The sequence below is a fragment of the Flavobacterium sp. GSP27 genome (assembly GCF_003970395.1).
In the GTDB taxonomy this organism is placed as follows: Bacteria; Bacteroidota; Bacteroidia; order Flavobacteriales; family Flavobacteriaceae; genus Flavobacterium.
The window spans coordinates 325,190-349,689 of the sequence record NZ_RYDP01000002.1 but is presented as its reverse complement, the minus strand read 5'-3'; the positions used below and the strand labels follow the sequence as shown (position 1 = coordinate 349,689).

Here is a 24,500-nt window from a genome sequence, read left to right as displayed (position 1 = left end):
ATTACTTGTCAAAATTTCTTTTAACAGGATTCAAATCTTTGGAAAACAATCTGTTTTGCTTTTTGTCATGTACTTAACTAAAAATTAATAAATGTTTGTATAGCATACATTTTTTATTGGTGTAATTTTATTGGCTATGAAAAATGACACTAAAAAAGGTTTTTATTTCAAGCAATACGAAGCCCCCTTTCAGTCTCCGTTTGATAAGCTCTTTGGTATTTTTAAAGAATTAATTACACATACTTCAGGAGATTTTGATGAAGCAATCGACTGGTTGCGGGAATTGGACAAAGAATATAAACTCACTGATGAACACTACAGTATTGATGATTTTATTGAAGATTTAAAGAAAAAAGGATACATCCGAGATGAACTTAAAGAGGATGGAACTGCTGGAATTGGTATTACTGCCAAGACGGAGCGCGCAATCCGGCAACAAGCCTTGGACAATATTTTTGGTAATCTGAAACGCTCCGGAAGTGGCAATCACAAGACTAAACATTCCGGAAACGGTGACGAACATACCGGGGAATTTCGGGAATTTCATTTTGGTGACGGACTCGAACGAATTTCCTTGACCGAAAGTTTACGCAATGCCCAAATCAATAACGGAGTAGCAGATTTTATGTTGACCGAAAATGATTTAGTTGTCGAAGAAACGCAATATAAATCACAGATGAGTACTGTTTTGATGATCGACATCAGCCACAGTATGATTTTGTACGGTGAAGATAGAATTACTCCCGCCAAGAAAGTAGCAATGGCTCTTGCTGAATTGATTACGACACGTTATCCAAAAGATACTTTAGATATTCTGGTTTTTGGAAACGACGCTTGGACCATTGCAATTCGGGATCTACCGTATTTAAAAGTGGGTCCTTACCACACCAATACAGTTGCCGGTTTACAACTAGCCATGGATATCCTGCGCAGGAAACGAAACACCAACAAGCAAATTTTCATGATTACCGATGGGAAGCCAAGTTGTGTCCGCGAAAAAGACGGTTCCTATTATATGAACAGTAACGGACTCGACGAATATATTGTGGATAAATGCTACAATCAGGCGCAGCAAGCCCGAAAACTACACATTCCAATCACCACATTTATGATTGCGAATGATCCGTATTTGCAAAAATTCGTCAATAAATTCACCGAATCAAATCAAGGAAAAGCATTTTATACCGGATTAAAAGGACTGGGTGAAATGATTTTTGAGGATTATGAAACCAATCGTAAAAAGAGAATAAAATAGTAATTAGTCACAGTCTCAGTTGTCAGTTCGAGCGCAGTCAAGAACAAATTGACAGTTAACAATAATAACAATTTTAAAAGCAATATGAAAATAGAAAATATAAAAACTCTCGGAGAATTAAAAAAATCAGGTTACAAAAGTATAAACATCAAAGATGAGTTGCGTACGAACTTAAGAAATAAAATTAAATCAGGACAACCAACTTTTGAAGGTGTTCACGGTTTTGAAGATACCGTAATTCCGGAACTAGAACGTGCTATTTTGTCGCGTCACAACATCAATTTATTAGGGCTTCGTGGTCAAGCCAAAACCCGATTGGCGCGCAAAATGATCGAATTGTTGGACGAATACATTCCGTTTGTGACAGGTTCCGAGATTAATGACGATCCGTTGCAGCCCATTTCTCGTTTTGCCAAAGATATTATTGAAACTAAAGGCGATGCAACTCCCATTTCCTGGCTACACCGAAGCGACCGTTTTTTCGAAAAATTAGCTACGCCGGATGTAACCGTTGCAGATTTGATTGGAGATGTCGATCCAATTAAAGCAGCAAATTTAAAACTGTCCTATGCGGATGATCGTGTGATCCATTTTGGGATGATTCCAAGAGCGAATCGTTGTATATTCGTTATCAACGAATTACCGGATTTACAGGCGAGAATCCAAGTAGCACTATTTAATATTTTGCAGGAAGGCGATATCCAGATTCGTGGATTCAAATTGAGAATGCCCCTTGATCTGCAATTTGTATTTACAGCAAATCCAGAAGATTACACGAATCGAGGGAGTATTGTAACCCCATTAAAAGACAGGATAGGTTCTCAAATCCTGACACATTACCCGGAAACCATTAAAATTGCCAGAACCATTACAGAACAGGAAGCAAAGCTGGACGCCATACAAAATAATATGGTTTACGTGCCTTCGTTAGCGAGAGATTTATTAGAACAAATCAGTTTTGAAGCAAGAGAAAGCGAATATATTGATAACAAAAGTGGGGTGAGTGCCAGATTGAGTATTACCGCTTTTGAGAACTTATTAAGTACTGCAGAAAGAAGGGCTTTGAAATCCGGAGTAGATAAAACAACGTTGCGATTGTCTGATTTTATGGGAATTATTCCTGCTATTACCGGAAAAGTCGAATTGGTTTACGAAGGAGAGCAGGAGGGAGCTGCCGCCGTAGCACAACATTTATTGGGCGATGCGATCCATACTTTTTTTCCTGCATATTTTCCAAAAATCGAAAAATTAGAGAAAGAAGGTGTCAAAAATGCCTACACGGATATCATCGAATGGTTTTTTGCCGAAAGTGGTTTCGAATTATCAGACGATTGTTCTGATGAAGAATACGAAAGAATATTAGGAAGTATTGTTCCTCTTGAAATTTTAATCAAAAAACACCAACCGCAACTGGAAAAAGAAGATAAATTTTTCATGAAGGAATTTATTCTTTGGGGATTGGTTGAATATAAAAAACTAAGCAAAGACCGTTTTTCTAAAGGATATCAGTTCAAGGATATTTACGGAAGCTTTATTAGTAAATTGTAAATAACATACGTTTTTTACACTATAAGTCATTTAAGGAATCACTATTGTGTAGTTCCTTAAATGACTTTTTTGTTTAAAAATTGATGTATTTTTGGCGTTTTTTCTAGAGTATAAAGTAAGCGTCCCATTTATTTATTTCTTTATCGGCGTTACTGATTTTTATTAGTCTACCTTGCCTCATTGACCGTCTAAGCAGTCAAAAAGAAAGACATGGAAAATAGCTTTGAAGCCTTGATTGCTACTTATATTGAAAATAAGGTAGGCATATCCGAACATTTTTTGAGTACCGATTTAGCTAATAATCTAAAACAAAATTTGATTGTTTTAAACCAAAATAGTCTGTTGACGGAAGCAGGAATTGGTAACGCAGAAAAGGTTTCTTATGATGGTGCAATACGAAGCGATTCCATTTATTGGTTGGATAAAAAACACAACAACGCATTCGAAAATGAGTTTTTTGCTCAAATAGAAGCTTTTATTATTTATTTGAATGAAAGTTGTTATGCTGGAATAACGGGATATGAATTTCATTATTCGTTGTATGAATCGGGCGATTTTTATCTCAAACATTTGGATCAATTCAAGAATAATCCCAGCCGAAAATACTCTATGATCAGTTATCTGAACAGCAATTGGCAAGAAAGTGACGGTGGTGAGTTGCTGATTCATCAAGCTAATAACAATCAAAAAATAGCCCCAACTCAAGGTAAAACAGTTTTCTTTAAGAGTGACGAATTAGTTCATGAAGTTTTGGTCACCCAAAATACCAGAATGAGTATTACGGGATGGTTGAAGAGTGATTAATATTTCTAAAAAAAAATACTCAGTTTCCCTTTATCCGCGTAACTATTTTTTGAAGTAATCGCTTTCCGTCCCTTTTGTCTTTAGGAACTTCAACCGCTTTTAGTTCCGTTTTGCTTGCAATAAATTGATAGCTGAAAGCAAATTGAGGGTTTTTTGAATCGTCATTTAACAGTCCAAAGCGCAAATCATTGAAATATAAAGATTGATTTTTTTTAGAAATAATATACCAGCCTTCGCTCGCTTTTTTTAGTTTTTCAAAATCTGAATTTCCTTTTAGCTGCGATTCTAGAAATTTATTTTTGCTATAAGCAGTAAATAAAATGGGTTGCGTGTCAAAAAGAGAGTAGTCGCCTAATGCGTAATTTTTTGCTGTGGCTACGTTAGCATTCCACAAAATGAGGTTGAAAGCGGTGGGTTTTACGATGATTTCAGAATACTGAATTTTTTGTTTTGTTAATGCTTTTTCAAATTGGTTCAAGGCATATACTTTTATAAAACAGGACAAAAGGAGATACGCACTACTGATGGATAATCCTCTAATTATATATTTTTTGCGAAGTACTGCGTTTTTTGTTTTCCAAGTCACAATCAATGTAATAATTAGTGGAATGGTGTACAACGGGTCAATTACAAAAATGGTTTTTAACGCAAATCTATAGTCTAAAGGCCATAAAATTTGTGTACCCCAAGAAGTGAACATGTCCAATAACACATGGGTAAACAAACACCAAAACGCCATACGAGTTGCCTGAAAAAAGTTGATTTTATCTCTTTCTATTTTTGAAATAATCCAACCCAAAACAGGCGATAAAAATAGAAAAAGAAAAAGAGAATGACTGATGCCGCGGTGAATCAGGATGGCATCTACAGGATTTAAAAACAATCCCACTACAATATCTAAATCGGGAATTGTGCCCAGAATTGAACCATATAAAATTGTTTTATTTTTGAGCTTTTTGCCTGCGCATACTTCGGCAATGGCAATTCCTAAAGCAACTTGAGTAAAAGAATCCATTCTGTAAAAGTAGCTGAAATCAATAGATATCTTGATGACCAGTAGTAAATTTTTGGTGTGAATTACACTTTTTTTTATTGTACTTGAAAAAGTATCTTAAAATAAAACTATACTGATCAGTAGAGATTTTAAAATAAATATGTGCTATCTTGTCCCATAATAAATAAACCAAGCTATGTATAAAATTCATACTATTGATTTACACTTTCAATCCGAAAAACATTCTATTGGTGCTTTTTTAATTGAAACCGAAAAAGGTCCGATACTTATCGAAACCGGACCGGAATCTACTTGGGAGTATCTTGAAAAAGGAATCCAGAAGATAGGGTATGAGATCAAAGATATTCAGCATGTATTCCTGACGCACATTCATTTTGACCATGCCGGAGCAGCTTGGAAATTGGCACAAAATGGCGCTAAAATATACGTACACCCCATTGGAATTCCACATTTAGCTAATCCAGAAAAATTATGGAATTCGGCCAAAATGATCTATACCGATAAGATGGAGCTTCTTTGGGGGACAATGGAATCTATCCCAGAGCAACAATTGATTGGGGTTACGGACGGTGATGTTGTAGACTTGGGAGATATTCAAATAAAAGTATGGTATACACCGGGTCATGCCGTGCATCATAATTCGTATCAAATTGAGGATGTGATATTCACTGGGGATGTGGCCGGAGTAAAAATAGGAGATGGTCCCGTTGTTCCTCCTTGTCCTCCACCGGATATTAATATTGAATTATGGAAACAATCCCTTAGAAAATTAAAAGATTTAAAGCCCAGAGCCTTGTATTTAACACATTTTGATTTTCAAAAAAATCCGGATGAATTACTATCAGGATTAGAAATAGTTCTGGATGATTGGGCTAGTTTTATCAAACCTTTTTATGACAATCAAACTCCGCCAGAAAGTATAGTTCCTCAATTTATGGAATACACCCGAAAGCAGTTTTTGGACAAAGGACTCGATGCGGAAGAAATTCAAACCTATGAGTTTGCTAATCCAAGCTGGATGTCTGTAAATGGTTTATTGCGGTATTGGAAACTCAAAGAACAAGGAAGGATTTAAGATTGCCATAATTTGATGGCTAAATTCTCCTTTTGTACTACTGAAACCGGATGCGTACTATTCTTGTTCTGGAAATATTACTTTCAATACTTTCATAAAAGAGCAAAAGGAAAGACAATAAATGGTAGTTTTACCCTCTAAAAATTCGCTATGCTATTTCTTGTTTTAAGTATTATTTGCAGTGTCACTGTGGGAGTGTTGTTTAAAATGGTTCGCGGATATGAAGTCAGTCCTATTCAAATTGTTGCTTGGAATTATGTATTTGCGCTTATTCTTTGTTATTTTTTCTTCAGTCCAAATCTTACCAATATTGGCACTTTAGCACCTTGGGGAATTTATGTTTCTCTTGGGGTTTTGTTGCCAGCAATCTTCCTTTTTTTGGCGGCTTCAATCAAACAAGTAGGGATTGTAAAAACGGATGCTGCTCAAAGGCTATCTTTGTTTATTCCTATTTTAGCGGCTTGGCTGGTCTTCAAAGAGGATTTTACTATCCTAAAAATAGCGGCGCTTTTGGCAGCATTTCCAGCGCTGTTGCTAATCCTTGCTAAACCTTCTGAAAACACAAAAAATAAATGGATCTATCCTGCAGTAGTGCTATTAGGATTTGGAATTATAGACATCCTTTTCAAGCAAATTGCCCTTCACACCACTTTGCCATATACAACGTCATTATTTGTAGTTTTTGGAATTGCGTTGTTTATTATGATTGGCGCTGTTATTTATAACGTGATGATAACTAAAGTCTCATTAAACTTCAAAAATATTATTTTTGGTGGTATGGTAGGTGTTTTCAACTTTGGAAACATACTCTTCTATCTAAAAGCGCATAAGGCTTTCGCTGAAAATCCTTCAACGGTTTTTGCCGGTATGAACATGGGTGTAATAGTAATGGGAAGTCTTGTTGGGATTTTTATTTTTAAGGAAAAACTAACTAAAATGAATTTTGCTGGACTTTTTCTAGCTTTAATAGCGATTGTTTTAATCGTAATCTCGCAGATCATTTAAAGAATAAGTTGCAACTAAAAGAGTTTTCATATACAATTTTTGGTTTTTTTGATTGCATTTAAGGCAAAAGTATCCGATCTAAAAGCGGATCTACAGTCGAATCAAAATTCCATAAAAAAAAGGTTTCATAAAAAAGTGATATTTTTTGCATTTAATTTTACAGAATCATTGTTTTTTTTATAATTTACCGTATAAGTAATAACCATGGTATAATGTCGTATTTTAAAATCAGGATAAAATTATGTAACAATCTGATTTAAAGCTGTTTTACTTAAAGTTAATTCTTTTGACTTTACGACTTTTAAACTTTCGACTTACTTACAATAAGTTATTGGTCCGAAACTGGTGTAATGGAATAGAAAATTAAGCACTAAATATTCAAATATATGTTGTTTTATATAATTGCAAGTTTAATGCGATTTTCAAGGTTGGTTCAGTTTATTTAACAATTTCAAAAATAAATAAATAAATAACAAGATAAATGATTAAAGGAAAAAAAGCAAAATGGATTAGGAAGTCTCACCGATATTTAGGGATATTTTTGGGTCTTCAATTCTTAATGTGGACTATTAGTGGACTATATTTTAGTTGGTCAAACATTGATGACATTCATGGAATGCAATTTCATAAAAAAGGAATTGTTGCTGAGTCGTTTTCAGGTTTAATTAGTCCTTCACTTCTTCATCCTTCGATAGCAATTCAATCTATCGAATTAAGGAAAATAAATAATCAACCTTTTTATTGGGTGAATGAGAAGATGCTTTATAATGCGAAAACTGGAAAATTAAAAAATGGGATCTCTAAAAAAGAAGCATTGTCAATTGCAGATAAATACATTATATCGGGTTTAAAAGTAAAAGAAATACAACTCATTAAAGAAGTAGGGAAACACCATGAATATAGAGAGCATTTACTACCTGCCTACGTTATTTCATACCAAGAACCGGATAATTTAAAAGTTTATATTTCAGTCAATGACGGAGGTTTTCAGACGATTAGACATAGAAATTGGCGATGGTTTGACTTTTTATGGATGACCCATACCATGGATTATGAAGGTCGAGATAATATGAATAATATTGTTTTGCGACTATTTTCATTGTTAGGGTTAATAACTGTTTTAAGTGGTTTTTTACTTTGGTATATCTCTTCGCCTACCGTTAGAATAATCTGGAAGAAAATAAAAAAATAATTTAACATAATAAAACAAACCATAAAATCAATTTAAAATCAAAAACTATGAGAAAAATAATTCTAATACATTTCTTTATTTTACAAGCATTAGTAATTTCGGCACAAGAAAAAGTTCAAATAAAACTAACTTCGGCAAGTCCATCTGCATCATTTGAACAAGAATTGGGTAGCACAATGATTAAAGTTTCTTACAGCAGACCACTAGCAAGAGGCAGAAAAATATTTGGTGAATTAGTGCCTTTTGAAAAACTTTGGCGAACTGGCGCTAGTGATTGCACTTTAATAACTACTAACGAAGATATTGTATTTGGAAATACTACTTTAAAAATGGGTAGCTACTCAATATTCACAATACCTTCTAAAAAGGAGTGGACAATAATTGTAAATGCAGATACAACATTACACGGCGAAACTGGATATGATGCCAAAAAAGATGTTTTTCGTTTAACAGTTCCTGTAGAAAGCATATCTAATTTCTATGAAACATTTACAATCGAAATAAATGATATTAACAGCAAAGGAGAGGGGTTTCTAAAAATAATATGGGAAAATTCGATGATTAAAATTCCATTAAAAAGTAAAGCAGATGAAACTATTTTAACAGTAATAGATAAAAACATCATTAAAGAAAAAACCCTTGATGCTAATTTATTATTTCAAGCAGCAAACTATTATTACAGTACAAACAGAGATTACAAACAAGCAGTGGCTTGGCTTTTAGAAGCCGCAAAATTGGATCCAGATAATTTTTATTATCCTAATTTGAGACAAAAAATAGCAACGGAATTAAAAGACTATCCAAGTGCAATTGAAGCAGGTAAAAAAGCTTTATCTATAGCAGAATTTAAAAAAATGAAAAGTGTAGAATCACTCAAAAAACAAATTTTAGAGATGGAGTTACTATTGAATAAATAAATTAATTTTAAATCAAAAATTATGAAAATGAAACACACAACAGAAGAGCATACACAAGAATCAAGTTTAACTATGTACAAAAAATTGACGATTATGATAGTGGTGTCATTTATAGCTATGTACATACTAATGTATTCAATGGTAGATATTTTATCTATATTTATAAGGGGTTAGAAGGGTAGAGGTGTACAAAAGGAGTACTGATTTTGATCAAGTAACTATCTTTAGTGTTAGTAAAAACAATTTGTATTTTTTATTCATTCAAAAACTGCTGAGTTCTATACTTTGTTTTTATGATAAAAAACGTTCTTTCTGTGATGGAAAAAATATTGAAATGAATCGCTTAGCTTTTGACAACTTTTATTCAATTTTGTTATATACAAAGCTAAGTTGCTTTTCATTCAAGTCTAACACTGATACAAATTTATCATTTATATTTTAGTTAATTTTACCGCCTTAACAGTAATTCGTCCTTTTGTTTCTTTAATTAGATGCTATGTCACGTCCTAACAATGATTTTACTGCCATAACAGTAAAATAATAAATTTTTTAATGATTTAAGCCGTGCGTGTTATTAAATTGTATATTTTTACCGCTAAAACAGTATATAATGAATGATTTTGATTTAGGTGCTTTAATTAAAGACCATCGAAAAAAAGCAGGACTTACACAGCTTGAACTAGCCGACTTAGCTGGAGTAGGCAAGACCACTGTTTTTGATATTGAAAAAAATAAAGAGACAGTTCGTTTGAATAATCTTTTTGCAGTACTCCGAGTGCTAAATATTAAAGTAGAATTCAAAAGTCCTTTAAATAAATAATTATGAGAAGAGCAATTGTATTTGCACACGGAAAAAGAGCTGGAATTTTAACGGAAATTGCTGCTAACGACTATCATTTTGAGTACGATGAAAATTATGATGGCGAAGCGGTTTCATTGACTATGCCTACAACTCAGAAAAAATATAGCTATACATTTTTTCCACCGTTTTTTGAAGGGCTATTACCTGAAGGTGTAATGTTAGAGGGATTACTACGTATTGTCAAAATTGACAAAAAAGATTACTTCTCTCAACTGATAGCAACGGGAAATGATTTAGTGGGAGCAGTAACGGTTAAATTGATGGAAGATGAATAGATGTCCTATTACGTATGACTTGTGTGGTACAGATAAGTACAGTGAAAAAGGATTACGCATGATAGCTCCTAAGCTGGCTTATTTAAATGATTTACCTTATACAGCTGTTGAACTTCGTCAGGAAGCCGCAAATAGAGCTAAAAAGCTATCCATTCAGGGAGTGCAACCAAAGCTTAGTGCGGCTATTTCAATAGTGGATCAAGAATTTAAAATTGTGGACCAATTTGGAACGTACATTATTAAGCCACAAAATGATTTATTTCCACAATTACCGGAAAATGAAGATGTAACTATGCGAATGGCGAAAGTGTTTGGTTTAGAAGTGCCATTTCACGGGATGCTATATGGCAAAGATGGTAGTTTGTCTTATTTCATTAAACGTTTTGACCGCTACGGTAAAGGAAATAAGTTCGCAACAGAAGATTTTGCTCAATTGACTGGGAATACAAGAGACACAAAGTATCGTTTTACGATGGAAAAATTGATTCCTGTACTTGATGAATATTGTTCATTTCCCGCAATTGAAAAAGCTGATTTTTTTAAAAGATTTCTTTTTTGCTATCTGACCGGAAATGAAGACATGCATTTGAAAAATTTTTCGCTAATTACCAAAAATGGAAAAACAACACTGACACCTATTTATGATTTTCTAAATTCTACAATAGCGATTAAAAATCCTGACGAAGAAATTGCTCTAACTTTGAAAGGAAAAAAAAGTAATTTAAGAGCAACTGATTTTATAGATTACTACGGCAAGGAAAGATTACAACTCAACGAAAAAATTATAGCAAGTATTCTCGAACAAATGAAAAAAGCAACTCCTGAATGGAAGGAGCTGCTTGAAATTTCTTTTCTTACTGATAGAATGAAAGAGAAGTATTTGGAGTTGTTGGAAAGTAGGGTAGGGATGTTTTAGTAATCTCCGCAAAAATGCGGTGAATAAGCAACTTATTCACCGCATTCATTAAATTTGATTAACAGGTAGTTTTTGAAGTGTAACAAATGTATGAATTAAACTTAATAGAAGAAAACTAAAATACTGCTAAATCAATGGGAGTCAACTAATAGAAAGCAAAGTAAAGTTAAAGAAAGTGCTTTTATTTCCCGATACAGAATATGAAGTAGTCAATATTCACAGTGCTTAACGAAGATTGGGCAACAAATAGCCATCAAATAATCGATAAAAACCATAAATACAAGACAATAATTAACAATATTTATTAAAATTTACTCACTAAAGAAAAAAGTCCTTTTGATGTGATTTTAGCTTCTAAACTCCATTCTTGGTACAAAGGTAGCATTTTACAAAATACATTGCTATAAGGTTTTGCATATCCTTCTCGAATCATTATTTCATTCAAACTTCTACCGTCATCTAGTATCAAATAGCCAAGGGATCTACCGTATTTGTCAACTAAATTATTTTCTTCCTGAACCAACGTACAAATATCACCTAAGTTAACTTGGTCTTTTAAAAAGTTAAATGATAGGTATCCCAGTTTGATTAATAGAGCAGCTGGCATTTGTAGTGCTTTTTCATCATTTTTAATTTTGTTGCAATAGGTCATTTCAGGTGCGTCAATTCCATATAAACGAATTTCAAACTCTCTTTTTGTTAGATAATCTTCGGCAATTAATCCGTCTCCATCTACAAATCTTTTTACTTTAAGAATAATATTTTGTGTCATAAGTTTAATAGCGTTATAATGCTTTAAATAGCATTATTTAAGTAATTGATTGTTATTGTTTTACGTTGTAAATTTAATAAATATTTTTAACATAAAACATATAAAAAAATGGCAAGACAGAAAGGACATATTAAATATGTCGGAACATTGGGAGAAGTGAGACACTTCAAAATTAAAGGTAATGAAGGCTACTTTGCAGGTTTAAAAGGTGGACCAACAGGGGAGCAAATAAAAAACGATCCTGGCTTTATTCGTACTCGTGAAAATATGAGTGAATTTGCTGCTTGCGCTAATGCTGGAAAAGCAGTTCGAGTTGGTTTATCATCATTAATGAAGCAAATGTCGGATAGTCAACTTACAGGAAGACTTACGGCAATTATGAAAAAAATAAATATTGAAGATGGTTCAGAAGCGAGAGGACAAAGAGCAGTTTTAGTTTCGCAACAACCTCAATATTTGAAAGGATTGGATTTTAATCGTAACATTTCATTTAATGGTATTTTCAGAGCTCCATTTACATTAAATGCTACGGTTGACAGAAACGAGAGTACTTTTAGTATTCCAGATTTCAATCCTCTAAATTATTTAAACATTCCATCTGGCGCAACACATTTTAGAATTATCAATGCATTATCCGTTGTTTCAGATACTGTTTACAATCCTACTACGGGATCTTATGAACCAGCTGAGCCTCTTTTAAATGAAGTATCTAATATTGCGTATTCGGATTATACTCCAGTAGATTCAGTAACTGCTCTAATTGATGTAACTGCTACTTTACCGGATGCTCCAACTATGACAATCAATGTTGCAGTTTTGGGTAGTATAGGAATTGAATTTTATCAAATGGTAGGTTCAAATTATTACCTATTCAATTCAGGTAACGCTTTAAAAATACAGGACGTTTTCTAAAAACACCATCAGTTTGCAAGTCTGCAAAGTTCGCAATATTGCAAAGTAAACCCTTTCGAAAGAGAGGGTTTTTTGTTTTTGCACTAATTTGTCTAAAGTGCGCAGTCATATAGGACTTATAGCGCATTTAAGTGTGGAATAAGTGTTGGTCAATCTATTTGCAGTAATGATGCAAAATAACTCTTCTTAGTTCGCTAATTAATTTGATATTTTCGTAAAATTGTTCTTCTTTGAGTTTCAGTATTTTCAATGCTTGAACATTTTTTTTGTGCTGCTCGTGTTCTTCCATCATTTGGTTCACTCTTAGGTTGAATTCTTTTTTGAAATCTGTAATCCGTAAAAAAGGAATTACGGAACCGTAAAGCGATTGGTGCCAGAATTTGGCTTTCCAAAGGCTGTAGGCTAACCAATAAACAGTTTCGGCTTCTTCGTCGGAAGGAAATATGATAACGAAGCTGTTGGTAAAAGGTTCTTGTTGGGGTTTTCCAGCGTTCAACCCTTTGTTGAGAATGAATATTTGGTTTCCCTTATAGGCAGTGTTTTTTTGGTGTGTTTTGATGATGAAATTCGGCATAGTGCTTTGGTGTTAAAGATTCGACCTTAATTTTTCGAAAAGAAAAAAGAGAAAAAAAGAAAGCTGCTACATTAGAGGAAATGACGAACGAGAACGGAGGGAGGCACGACCGACTGAAAGTGAGGAATGGACTCTATATTTGCTGGGTTTTTTTATCTTTCTTTTCGATAAAATGCACAATAGTTCTCGTGAAGATTTTAAACACCCCCAAGCACCGCAGAAAATGATAATTGTAGCGATAGCGGAAATTATTGTTTTTCGAGGAGCGCAGTGGCGGGGTTGCGGCAATCGAACAGCCACTCTAGACCGAGAACGAAACGTAGTCCCGTCTTTTTACGGGACGAAGTGATAGAGAAGGGATAGAAGCGTGAAACGGCGGGGAAAAAATAAAAGATAGCCTTTGGCGTTCCTTGATTTAGGGCAAAGCGACCGAATCGGAAGTGAATATTGAGAAGTTATTTGTGAGTAGTATCCAAGAGTTTCTTAAAAATCAAAATGAGGTAAGCGGTGCCAACCCCGATGGCTGTGCGAAGGAGCAACCGCTGAAAAAGCAGAGGGCGGCATACATAATACGGCTGGAATGCAGTGAAACGAATGAGAGAGCTTTTAGCGGAATGGAATGGAGCGATAAGCGAATGAATGACTGTAACGAAATGAAGCGGTATTGTGGATGCATAAGCCCGACCGAACGCAGGAAGAGAGCGTGTGAAGATGAGGAACGAAACAGTGCTAAAAAATAGCTGCTTATTTTTAAGCTGCTGTTTTTGTAGTGCTGTGAAGTGTCTGTGGAACGGAGAGAAACCTAACTATTGAATTGAAATAATAAATAGCTTATTTATGGAAAATAGTCTTAAAAGAATGTAAGGTTGACCGACTGGAACAGCCGAACGGAACAAAGGGAACGACCGTAGTGAGACCGCTTGTTTGCTCGTGATGTTAGTTACCATCTTTTGTATTCTAATGTTTCTCTATTTACTTTGTTGAATGTTTCATCTTCTTTTTCAGTAAAAGGGTCGTACCATTCTACTTTAACATTTGCCCATTTTAGCCAATTGACAACCTCTTCAGTTAAAGAGTTATTTTCTTTTGCTTTGATTTCTACCTCAGCGATATATTTTCTTAAAATTTCTGCCTGATGCCACCTGTTCGCTTTTTGGAATAGGCCTTTAAACTCTTTTAGTTCAAAGTTTCTTTTAGCTTCAAGTTCCTCTTCAATTTTACGCTCACGTTCGTATTCGATATGTCTAATTTCGCTTTCAATTGCATCTTGTTTTTCCTTAACGGCTTGTAATTCTAATTTGGCAATTATGTTAGGGATTTTATCTTCTAATTTACTAGTATTAGAATCTGTCCATTCTTTTGCGGGGTAAACATCTAGAGTAAACGATAAAATATTTGAAGGGTATAATTCTGTTGAATCATAATATGTGCCTTTTACAATTTTTCTTTTCAATCTTTCTCTAAGACCTATACTTAATTCAGTAGAATCAATTACTATTTTAGTTCCTTCTTTTACAATTATAGTATGACCTCTTTTTTGTATTGCTTTTATAAAAACATCCATAAACAGTAATGCTCTTTTTACATTTTCTGGTGCTACAGTAATATTGATAATACCAGAGGAAGTATTTAAAAGTCCTCTTATATTATGATAATAAGAAGGTTCTTTAGTTTTTAAGTCATTTTTAGCATCAATAATTAACTGAGTGGGTTTTGTTAATTTTTCGGGAAATATGATAATATTTTGTAGAGTGCTTTTTATTTCTTTCGTTAGTTGATTTAATTCGTTTCCTTCCCCATTTATAATAGTTTCAGAATCATCTCGGAATATCAAAGTTACAGAATCATCCACTGTGTTGTTTGCAGGTAGTTTTTCTTTAATAACCTTTTTGTTGAATTGAATTTTTTGCCAATGACCATTTTTGGGTAATGGTATATCCAATTTCTTGCACACTTTTCTTAAGCCATTATCTGAAAGGTTATATTTCTTTGATAATTTAGACAAGGGATTTTCCCAAACTAAAACGTAAAGTTCTTCTCTTGTTATGACTTGTGTGTTTTCCATTATTTACATTATAAAGTGATCTATAAAATGATTATCAACGGTTAATTAAAAACGGAGTAATTTTCTAAGTAATAAAGCAACAAAGCTACTTGAAAAAGTAAATCCTAAAATTTGAAGAATAAATACAAATAATTTAGATACGAATCCTAACGGGTAAATATCACCATACCCAACAGTTAGCATTGTTGTATTATTAAAATATATAAAATTAAAAAGTTTATCGTACCAAGTGGCATGACATAGATTAATTCCAAACTCAAAATTAAAGTTGAAAATAACAAAAATTATAGAAAACAACAAATTGAAACCTATAAATGGTAAAATTAAGTTTTGGGGCTTTTCACCATATCCAATAAAATATTTGAATAACCAGTTTTTACATTTACTTAAATTTAAAGTGTAATAATCTTCTAGTAGTTCATAATAATTTTTAAAATATCCATTATCTTTGGCAATTAAAACATGTTTTAAACACATTTCTTTGTAGAAGTCTAAATTTTTATGCTTGTAATCTTTAGGGTCATTTTTAAATTGAATTTTAAAGAAATGAATGAAAACAAAGTAATTATAAGGGTTTAAACTCTCTAACTCATTAAATGTTTTAATATTACTATAATAAATATGCTTTATCATTGTGCTATCCCCAGTTAAATGACCAATACTCATGAATTTTAAAAATGTTTCTCTTTTAGAAAACCAAAAATTGATTAGCATTACAGGATGTATATTTTTATAGTTGTTAAAGATTGATTTAATTGAATCACATATTTTATGATGTAAAATATTGTCCAGTTTTTCTAATTCTTCCTTACTAATTTTAGCTTCAACAGAATAGGAAATAATGTGCTGTATAAAAGTATTGTAGTATTGTTCCAAATATTCAATATTGGTTTCATCAATGAAATTGGTTATTAATAACCATATCTCATTAATTTCCTCATTTTTACCAATGAGGTTTTCAAAGCAATTGGCTAAATAATTTAGTTTATTATCAATTTCTCTATATTTAATATCTTCTTCACTATTGTTATTCTCTTCTTCAAATTTTAATATATCCAAAGCCACTTTACTTATTTTATAATACTTTTTTTGAAGGTATTCTTCATAAGACAAACCAAATAGATTTGGGTCAGGAATTCTTTTTACAAAATCAAACATTGCTATTGTTTTAAATGAAATATAAATTTAAGTACGCGTTATTATTTAAAAGTTCTTCTTCTAATATTAATTTGTAGTGATTGCCACCATGTAATAATTTGTCTCGATTAATTTTATCTAAAGTTATATCTAAAAAGGTTTGTTTTGAAACTTTACCGATAGAAGCATTAATTGAGTTAGTCATTTCACTAATAATAGTGTTTGTTTTACTTTTAAATCTTCTGAACAAGTGTAATTTTCCATAATGACTTTCAATTATACTAAACAATTGAACATTGATATTATTACTATTTGACAACCTATAATCTGCTACAACGACGCCATTTGTAATTTGAATATCAACAAATAAATATTGAGATGCTGGTAAAATATCAGTATATAAATTTAAAAATAGCCTATCATTATTGTTTTTAAATCTATCTAATTTATAACCATTACATTCTGAACATGCTGGTAATAAGTTTTTAGGATTTACTGCAAATTCAGAGAATTCACTTTTAGGAATAATATGATCTAAAGTATTTGCTGAATTTATTGTACAGTACTGACATACATTTGATGCTCTATTGTCTAAAATAGTTGTTGCATTATTTTTAAAAGTAACTAGTTTTTTTGCTTTTGGATTATATAATTTTAAAAGATCATTCTTATCTGCCGTAATATAGCCATAAGGAACAAGTGAAATATGATTATTTGTATTCTGAGCAGTATCAAATGAATTGAAGCATACTTTTATATTAGGTGTTAAAACAGTTAGTCTTTGTTTATAATTTGGGTCTTCTATGGTGTTTTTTTTTGAATTTACTACATCATCTAAAAAATCATGTGTATTTCCATTAAATACATTAAGATTTTTCATTGATGATACTTTTTAAATAAATACGAGCATTTAAACTTAAAGGAATATTTTCAGATTCAATAATTGATAGTATTTCATCAAAGCTCTTACCTGTTTCAGCTAATCTATATAATATTTTTTCATATTGGTTTTGAATATCCCTATTGCCAAATATTTCTTCCGTTATCATAGTAAGATTTTCACCAAAAGTTTCTATCAATGGTTTTCTAAGTGAGATAATATTACCTTCTCTTTCGACTATATAAACATTTCTAGATAGTAATTCTCTGACTATTAAGGGTGAATGTGTTGCAATAATACAGTATGATTGAAATTCCTTCGTTAGTTCATAAATTGTATTAATTAATTGTGATATTGCATTTGGATGTAAATGTGTTTCCGGTTCATCATAAATAATGAGTGAATCAAATCTAATATTTGCTACAATTTCAGTTATTATATAGAGTAAAATACTTTGACCAGAACTTAATTTTTTCGACACACTATTAAACCCTTTAATATCAACTTTATAGTTCCATTCATTTTCATCCTCAACTATAAATTCACTAATTAATTCTTGTTCCATAAATAATGGAAGAAGAATTAACCATTTATCAAATCTATTTTTTTTTATTATTTTTTTCCAAGAGTTATGAAACCTCAATTTCAGTCCTTTCTCTGAATATAACTCACCTTTTGGGTCTCTTATACCACAATACACATAATTAAAATCAGCAGTTTTTTTTGGAATTTCAAAAGTATCAAAAGCACTATATGATACCGCTATTACTTTACTGAATAATGGTGTTTTGGGAATGAAAACATCCTCTTTTTTCTTTGATATATCAATAGGTAACGTAGTTATTAATTGAGTTTTCCCAGTTCCATTTTTTCCAATTAAAGCGAATATTCTTGATGGAATATTTTTTTCACTATCAAAATCAAAATCAATTAAAACGGAGTCATCTGAAAATTTCGGTTTAAAGTTATATTTAAAACTATATAAGTTTTTTATATCATAATCTTCCAAACGATATTTAGCCTCTCTTAATAATTGTTCTTGTTCGTCGAACCTAATCAAAGAATTATTAAAATAATACTCATTCTCAAATTCTTCCAAAATATCAGAAAAAATAGCAGCATCTTTTAATGCCCAAAATATACTATAATAAGCTTTACCAAAAAGTGATTTAATATTATCATAGTAGCTGAACTCAATACCTAATGAACAAAAGTTTTTATCAAGGTTATAAAATGTATTATTTAAAATATCTGGAGTATTTTCAACTTCTTTGTTTATTATTTTTACCGAACCTATTTTTATACACTCATTTATTGATGGGTAGAAAAACAAAAAATAATTTGTGAATTTGAAGAGGTCATTCCAATCTCTATTATTAACAAGAACAAAACAAGGAAATATATTAGGTTTATTGTGAGCGTTTATATTGTCGGAATAACCATTTGGTGTATTTTCAACAAAAAAAGGAATTTTATTTTCAATAATATTTGGTGGAGTGATATTGTTATCATCATATATATCTACATTATATATTGGTAGACCATTATCATGGTAAGAAGTTAATATGTAATTTAACTTTTCTTTTTCAAGATAGGGATTAATTAATATATAAAAACGTAAAATATCGTCGTCATCGTTTCTAATGCTTGGATGAATAATTTTATTTAAAAACTCGATAAATATTTCATTATTATCAATTATGTTGAACCTTTCAGTCAATACATATTCGTATTCCCAATCGTAATTGTTCACTAAATGTTGGTATGCATCATCATAGGCATTACTAAATCTAGAGTCTTCAGATGGCAATGCTTTTAAGTTTAGCATTTCGTCTAAAAACTTGATTATATTTTCATCACTATCAGGTCTACCAAATAATTCTTTTTCAGGCAATATTGCCCGTATTATATCTAATTTTAATTTTTTTGATAATTCTAACATTTTAAGTTATTTACGGATGTTTTCATTTAATTGTATTACAAAAACCAAAGGTTATTCTTTCCAAAGTCCGGTAGTTTATCTCCTTCAAAGAAAGGAAATATTTCTGCTGCCATTTCAGGGTATTTTATGGTTACGGGTAAGTTTTGTTGTTTTACGGATTTCCAATACATACGACTGAATTGATATACCTGATCTATTAATTCTTCAATTACTGTTCGATCATCAAAATAGTTGTCTACCGTTGAAGAAAAGGAAAGTTTGACAGGAAACGGATTGTCATTTACTATATCATCTGCTTTATATCTTATGTTGTTGAATAATAAATATTGATCCCAACCAATTTTTAAATAAGTACCACTTAACGGCATTAAGTTTTTACTATTGAGGTCGAAAGCAACATTATCTTCGGATGTTGTTTTATTTATTGTTACTACGACAACAGGGATGTTTAAATTCAATTTATTCAGCATCTCCAAAATAGGTTGCAATTCTTTATTGCTTATCTTTTTGTAGAAATGAATAATTAGCCTTTTTGCACTTTCTCCATTATCTACAACATATTTTAATATTTGCTTTCCAATTGTTCCTGCTAATAAATCGGTTTGATTTGCTTTGAAACAATCAAAACCTTTAAATTCCCCATTATTATTGAAACAAAAGGCACTTGCTACATATTTAATATTGTGATTTAATGAAGTAAAAGCACCTACACCAACTATCAATTCTTCTTTGGTATCTCTGTCTAAACGCCACGGAATGCCATCTATTTTAGCTAATAAAGCAATTGCAATGTTTGGTAAGTAGTAACTAAAATCTTTATGGCCAATGTTTTCTTTATAGATTACTTGTGAACTTATATCGTGTTTTAATAACTCTTCTTTGACTTGATAGTAAAGCATTTTTTTCTGTAGGTCAGTTTCTGTTTTGTGAACTGGAGTTACATAAATTGCTACGTACTTTGTGTTGGGCTTTTTTTCCAGATTTAGTAAACCTTGTTTAACAGCACTTAATGCCGTTTCTGTATTATCAAATGAAATACTTGTGCCTTCATTTATTAAAAAAGGTTGTTTTATATAGGTTTTGAGTGATTTAAAATAGAGGTGTCCTTCGGGAGATTTGTACCCTTCAGTAAAATAGGTGTAAAGCGTTTTTACAGCGAAGTTTCTATCTGGTTTATGATAAATAAAAAAGAATTCAACATTTTTATGTGGACTTGCTTTATATGGTCCTATATTTTTCATTCCGTTATGAGGAACAATATCTGTACCGTTAAAGAAACGTAGTTTGTTTGAATTGAAAGAAGTTCTATGAATATGGTGTTGTGGTACTTTATAAAAGCCTTCTTTTGCAAGCGGGATTATTGCTCTAAATTCTTTAGAATTCAAGTAGATATCATATAAATCATTTATGTTTTTAAAGTAGGGAAGATATTTATTACCTCTAGTAAATGGTGGACGATCAATTTTAAGATAATCTCTAATCGTATTTGAAAGTATGGGATACAACTCTTCAATATGTTGTTTTACCGCATCTTCTGCAAATTCATATTTAACTACTTGTTTATTGAATTTAACGAGGTTAATTAGTTCAGGAGGGAAGTTATCAAATTCTGCTATTGATTTGTTATATACTGTCGTATTGCCATCATAAGATATTAATAATTCTGGAGATGCTGTAACTTTCTTGAATTGTACTTTTACAGTAAAACATTTGTACGAAGTATACGCAGTCGTTGTTTTGGCTTCATCTTTAAACCATATTTGTATGTCTTTTACGAAACTTATTTTTACCACATCGGCTACAGTTTCAAAATAATCATAAATTAATCTAGTGTAATAGTGTGCAGCTAACCTTGTGTTTTTGGTAAAATCTACTGTTGCTTTATAATCGCAATTTAAGGTGTCTTTGAAGTTTGTATATAGTTTGTTACAATCTTGCATTTCTGCATTAAAATCATCCCAAAAAGATTGCGGATATTCTCCTTTCCAAAGGGCATAGAAGCCTTTTTTATCTTGTTTGTAAAAACCTATTTCAAGTTCTTTTACTGAATGTTCGAATGGGATGATGTTAATTTTAAGATTTTCCAAATTTTAAATGTTTTTATCCAAATAATACTGATGTGTTTTGCTATTCTAAACCTTATTCAAATAAAATCATTTTGCAGTTTATAATTTTACGGTTTACCTCAAATTTTTAATAAACGGACTCAATGCGTTTTCAAACTTTGGAAGATTAGTAACCATAAATTCATTCATTGTTTCCCAATCAGATTCATTGTATAAATTAACGCCTTGTTCTTCTATTTTAATACGGCACATTTTGTTTTCTGGAAGTTCTTCCCAAACTAAAGCGCTACCAAAGGATTGTTCTATTGCTTCTTTGTTTTTATGTAATTTTTTGAAGTATATTTTGTTCGTTTCCTTACTTGAATTTAGAATGGACAATTCAATTCTTACATACGATTTTGTTACTACAAATGTATATGAAACACCTGCAGTTCCAGCTCCAGTAGATAACCAATGGTCTTTAGAAGCACTTACATTATTGAATAAGGTTGTATTATTTATTAATGGCAATAGTTGTTGCCAATACCTTTTTCTAACACCAAATCGATTTGGTTCTGATTCGTTTTCTGTTCCTATTGCGTATTTGATTGACAATTCGTCCTCCATATCAAACAAAGTAAGCAGTCTTTTTAAACTACTAAACTTATTGCTGCTGTCCATATTAGCCTCAACAAACCAACCATTTGTTGCTTCTTGTGGTGATCTAAAATCAGAAGCGTTTCTGGTAATTTTGAAAATATCTTGATTGTTTACAAGCAATTGCGAGTTCTTTTCATAAAGATTTCTTATCACATCTACATACATTTGGGAAACAGTATTCTCTATCACTGTGGTGTTTTCAAAGATGTAATAATCTAGTTTTTTATTTTTGGGACTTTCAGCATCAAAAATATTTTGTTCATCTGATAAATCATCACTATCAATAATTACAACATCAGGGTATTCCCAGATTTTTAAAAACCTTTCGTAAATGATGTTTAGACGTTCCTCATATTTGGAAACATCCCAATTATCTATTTTTTGTAAATACGAGTTCAACCACAATCTGCTGTAATTGTAGCCTTGCTTGTTACCGTCCTTATTCATTTCCTTTTTGGCCAAGAATGATTTGTTACTTAGCGCACTATTATTTCCAGAAAGTGTTAGATTTCCTATCGTGTTTAAATGTTTTTCCTTGAATGAAAAATACTCTTCCGATGATAAATCTGTACTCCAAATCTCATTTGGGTTTCTTGGGAAAATGTGTTCTATCGTAATGTTTTCATTGTTGGTATTGACATATTCACGGTTGTTGTAATTCTCCAACATTTCAAACAGATAGTTTCTGTTTTTAGGTTGGGTGTTATACAAATCCTTATCCTTTAGTGCTGTTTTTAAATCTTCATTTGTTGGGAATTTTGCACTTCCTTTCTTTTTGAGCAATACTTTAGCAATAGAATCATAATATTCCTCTGTATCTACCTCTGCATACAGGCTCATAAATATTTTATTTAGGGCATTGGTTGGAAGACCTACAACAAACCTTCTCCAAGTATAGCTTTGAATTAGTTTCAGGATTTTTATTAAATCCTCTTTACTTAGCATACCATTTTCAGCATCCTCAAATACTTGTAATAAAAAAGGATATGCCACATTTATTTCTAAACGATTGATGTATTCTAATTCTTTTCTGATGCTTGCATCTGAAACCGTAGATGGATTGACTAATTTTTTATAATGAACGGATAAAGATTTTATGTTTTCTAATTCCTGATGATAAACCTCTTCTTTTTTATTGCTATACAGGCTTTTAAACTCCGCATATACTTTGTTTTTATTTGGTATTTTCTTGTTGCGTAGTGTCAGGTAATCTCTGATAAATTCTGAAACTAACGAGTTTTGTTTTACGATGTCTTTTGCATTTTCTTCAATTGGGTTCCAGATGGTTTCAAAAATCCTGTTTTGGTCTTTTGGAGGTAAGTCCATTAAAATAAAATTACGAATCAAATCTGATTGTGATAAATCTAAGCCTGTTGAATTTAAACTTTCAAAAATACGTTGTGGATCGTCTTTGTCTCTTTCTAACGAGATTTCTACAAATATTAAACGATTTAAACCTCTAAGTATCAGATCAAAATTTTCATCGTTGATAGCGCTTCTAAAATAGTTGTAGTTCTCTATCACATTTGAGAATGTAGCAAATTCATTTTGTGTTCCTAGCATTATTGCTTTAAATGCCAATGAATTCGTATCTGTTTGTTTTAGCTTTAATTTGCTTGATTCATTTTGAACATATTGATTGGTCAAAAACATATTGTACAATCTGTCCGCATCCTGTGGTTTACTGTTTTCTTTTGCAAAACGATACAATGCCACATACAAAATATTGATTGTCGTTAAACGCTGTTGCCCATCTATTATAACTAATTCTTTTACTTCGCTGGTGCTATAAGTTCCTTCGTGAACAAATACTATGCTCCCAATGAAATGCGTTCCTCTATCCTCTGTTTCAACCGATATAATATCATTTAGTAATTCTTTGCACTCTGCATTTTTCCAGTCGTAATTTCTCTGATATACTGGTATTACAAATTGTACGTTAACTGCTTGTAGGAAGGTAATTATTGGTAATTCGTTTGCTTTCATGACTTAACTTATAAAGAGGCTATTTAAAACAGTAGTATTAAGTTATATATTAAAAGGACTATTTGATAAAATATGTTGATGTAATAGTAATAATGTGTCTTTGTACCACTTGTGGGCAGCCGGTTTATTTTTATCACTTTTACGATTAATTTTCCCTAGAGGAGATTCCAAAAAGAAAGTAGAATATGGTTTTACAGTATCTGTAAAATAACTCCTTTCCCGATTAATATCTCTGCATGATGTAATAACTATTTCAATATCGGTATTTATATTTATTAAATTAATTAACTTATCCATACATGCCTTATCGTCTGTAGCGGAATGAATAATTATTTTTCTGCCTTTATAAAATAAAGCAATTGAAAAATCCTGATATTCTCCTTTTGAGTTGGGAAGAAAAGGAGGTAATGGATTTCCTGAAGTATCAGTGGTAACACTTCCGCTAATTGTTATCCATTCTACAATTTTATTAATCGCAGTTGTTTTACCTGTGTTTGGCGCACCCGAAATAACTAAAAACTTCATAATCTTTTTTTTATAATATTTAAATTAACCCAATATCATTTTTTCTACCTCTTATTCTGCATTTTCAAGAATTGGCAACGTTTTTTGTAATTCTTTTAATTTGGCTGAGTACTTGTTATTACTTTTATTCAACTTGAT

At 31.6% G+C, this 24,500-nt stretch carries 21 protein-coding genes; 11 read left to right on the top strand and 10 right to left on the bottom strand.

From position 1 onward, the window contains the following. Positions 1 to 136 precede the first annotated feature (136 nt). The 3 genes from EKM05_RS03495 (at position 137) to EKM05_RS03485 (ending at position 3,607) form a co-directional block, all read left to right on the top strand. Entirely contained in the window at positions 137 to 1,255 is a 1,119-nt protein-coding gene (locus EKM05_RS03495) for a VWA domain-containing protein (RefSeq protein ID WP_126463317.1), read from the top strand. Between the two features lie 84 nt (positions 1,256 to 1,339). After that, positions 1,340 to 2,803 carry a magnesium chelatase gene (locus tag EKM05_RS03490; protein ID WP_126553511.1) on the top strand — a complete coding sequence of 488 codons (1,464 nt, stop codon included), beginning with the start codon at positions 1,340 to 1,342 and terminating at the stop codon, positions 2,801 to 2,803. A 210-nt stretch (positions 2,804 to 3,013) separates the two neighbouring features. Continuing rightward, complete coding sequence (locus tag EKM05_RS03485) at positions 3,014 to 3,607, top strand: 2OG-Fe(II) oxygenase family protein (protein WP_126463313.1); 594 nt, start codon at positions 3,014 to 3,016, stop codon at positions 3,605 to 3,607. Positions 3,608 to 3,626: 19 nt separating this feature from the next. Here EKM05_RS03485 and EKM05_RS03480 read toward each other — a convergent pair whose 3' ends face one another. After that, complete coding sequence (locus tag EKM05_RS03480) at positions 3,627 to 4,622, bottom strand: metal-dependent hydrolase (protein ID WP_126553509.1); 996 nt, start codon at positions 4,620 to 4,622, stop codon at positions 3,627 to 3,629. 175 nt (positions 4,623 to 4,797) lie between these two features. On the opposite strand from EKM05_RS03480, the gene EKM05_RS03475 reads away from it, so the two are divergent. The 7 genes from EKM05_RS03475 (at position 4,798) to EKM05_RS03445 (ending at position 10,864) form a co-directional block, all read left to right on the top strand. Then, positions 4,798 to 5,697 carry an MBL fold metallo-hydrolase gene (locus EKM05_RS03475; RefSeq protein ID WP_126553507.1) on the top strand — a complete coding sequence of 300 codons (900 nt, stop codon included), beginning with the start codon at positions 4,798 to 4,800 and terminating at the stop codon, positions 5,695 to 5,697. Between the two features lie 150 nt (positions 5,698 to 5,847). Continuing rightward, complete coding sequence (locus EKM05_RS03470) at positions 5,848 to 6,702, top strand: EamA family transporter (RefSeq protein ID WP_126553505.1); 855 nt, start codon at positions 5,848 to 5,850, stop codon at positions 6,700 to 6,702. A gap of 481 nt (positions 6,703 to 7,183) precedes the next feature. Further along, on the top strand, positions 7,184 to 7,894 hold the full coding sequence (locus EKM05_RS03465) for a PepSY domain-containing protein (protein ID WP_126463305.1): 711 nt from the start codon (positions 7,184 to 7,186) through the stop codon (positions 7,892 to 7,894). A 47-nt stretch (positions 7,895 to 7,941) separates the two neighbouring features. After that, complete coding sequence (locus tag EKM05_RS03460; protein ID WP_126553503.1) at positions 7,942 to 8,811, top strand: DUF2911 domain-containing protein; 870 nt, start codon at positions 7,942 to 7,944, stop codon at positions 8,809 to 8,811. 610 nt (positions 8,812 to 9,421) lie between these two features. Then, on the top strand, positions 9,422 to 9,631 hold the full coding sequence (locus tag EKM05_RS03455) for a helix-turn-helix transcriptional regulator (protein WP_126463301.1): 210 nt from the start codon (positions 9,422 to 9,424) through the stop codon (positions 9,629 to 9,631). A 2-nt stretch (positions 9,632 to 9,633) separates the two neighbouring features. Further along, the gene (locus EKM05_RS03450) at positions 9,634 to 9,948 is read left to right on the top strand and encodes a HipA N-terminal domain-containing protein (RefSeq protein ID WP_126463299.1); all 315 of its coding nucleotides are present in this window, start codon (positions 9,634 to 9,636) and stop codon (positions 9,946 to 9,948) included. Then, positions 9,941 to 10,864: a HipA domain-containing protein gene (locus EKM05_RS03445; protein WP_126553501.1), complete on the top strand. Its 924-nt coding sequence runs from the start codon at positions 9,941 to 9,943 to the stop codon at positions 10,862 to 10,864. The genes EKM05_RS03450 and EKM05_RS03445 overlap by 8 nt, the downstream gene beginning before the upstream one ends. A 304-nt stretch (positions 10,865 to 11,168) precedes the next feature. Here the strand turns inward: EKM05_RS03445 and EKM05_RS03440 are convergent, their stop codons facing one another. Further along, complete coding sequence (locus tag EKM05_RS03440; protein WP_126553499.1) at positions 11,169 to 11,636, bottom strand: thermonuclease family protein; 468 nt, start codon at positions 11,634 to 11,636, stop codon at positions 11,169 to 11,171. A 108-nt stretch (positions 11,637 to 11,744) separates the two neighbouring features. Here EKM05_RS03440 and EKM05_RS03435 point away from each other — a divergent pair, with 108 nt between their 5' ends. After that, on the top strand, positions 11,745 to 12,548 hold the full coding sequence (locus tag EKM05_RS03435) for a hypothetical protein (protein ID WP_126553497.1): 804 nt from the start codon (positions 11,745 to 11,747) through the stop codon (positions 12,546 to 12,548). Positions 12,549 to 12,702: 154 nt separating this feature from the next. On the opposite strand, the gene EKM05_RS03430 is transcribed toward EKM05_RS03435, so the two are convergent. The 8 genes from EKM05_RS03430 to EKM05_RS03395 all read right to left on the bottom strand — a co-directional run bounded on the left by EKM05_RS03430 (position 12,703) and on the right by EKM05_RS03395 (position 24,362). Next, entirely contained in the window at positions 12,703 to 13,122 is a 420-nt protein-coding gene (locus EKM05_RS03430) for a hypothetical protein (RefSeq protein ID WP_126553495.1), read from the bottom strand. Between the two features lie 940 nt (positions 13,123 to 14,062). Next, on the bottom strand, positions 14,063 to 15,187 hold the full coding sequence (locus EKM05_RS03425; protein WP_126553493.1) for a hypothetical protein: 1,125 nt from the start codon (positions 15,185 to 15,187) through the stop codon (positions 14,063 to 14,065). Positions 15,188 to 15,232: 45 nt separating this feature from the next. After that, on the bottom strand, positions 15,233 to 16,345 hold the full coding sequence (locus EKM05_RS03420; protein ID WP_126553492.1) for an ion channel: 1,113 nt from the start codon (positions 16,343 to 16,345) through the stop codon (positions 15,233 to 15,235). A gap of 10 nt (positions 16,346 to 16,355) precedes the next feature. Then, positions 16,356 to 17,204, bottom strand: coding sequence for an HNH endonuclease (locus EKM05_RS03415; protein ID WP_126553490.1), 849 nt, complete (start codon positions 17,202 to 17,204; stop codon positions 16,356 to 16,358). Then, the gene (locus EKM05_RS03410; RefSeq protein ID WP_126553488.1) at positions 17,191 to 19,146 is read right to left on the bottom strand and encodes an AAA family ATPase; all 1,956 of its coding nucleotides are present in this window, start codon (positions 19,144 to 19,146) and stop codon (positions 17,191 to 17,193) included. Before EKM05_RS03410 ends, EKM05_RS03415 begins: the two co-directional genes overlap by 14 nt. Positions 19,147 to 19,181: 35 nt before the next feature. After that, positions 19,182 to 21,233, bottom strand: a complete 2,052-nt coding sequence (locus EKM05_RS03405) for a Piwi domain-containing protein (protein WP_126553486.1) — start codon at positions 21,231 to 21,233, stop codon at positions 19,182 to 19,184. Between the two features lie 93 nt (positions 21,234 to 21,326). Further along, on the bottom strand, positions 21,327 to 23,837 hold the full coding sequence (locus EKM05_RS03400; RefSeq protein ID WP_126553484.1) for a DUF4268 domain-containing protein: 2,511 nt from the start codon (positions 23,835 to 23,837) through the stop codon (positions 21,327 to 21,329). Between the two features lie 42 nt (positions 23,838 to 23,879). Next, complete coding sequence (locus tag EKM05_RS03395; protein WP_126553482.1) at positions 23,880 to 24,362, bottom strand: hypothetical protein; 483 nt, start codon at positions 24,360 to 24,362, stop codon at positions 23,880 to 23,882. Between the last annotated feature and the right edge of the window lie 138 nt (positions 24,363 to 24,500).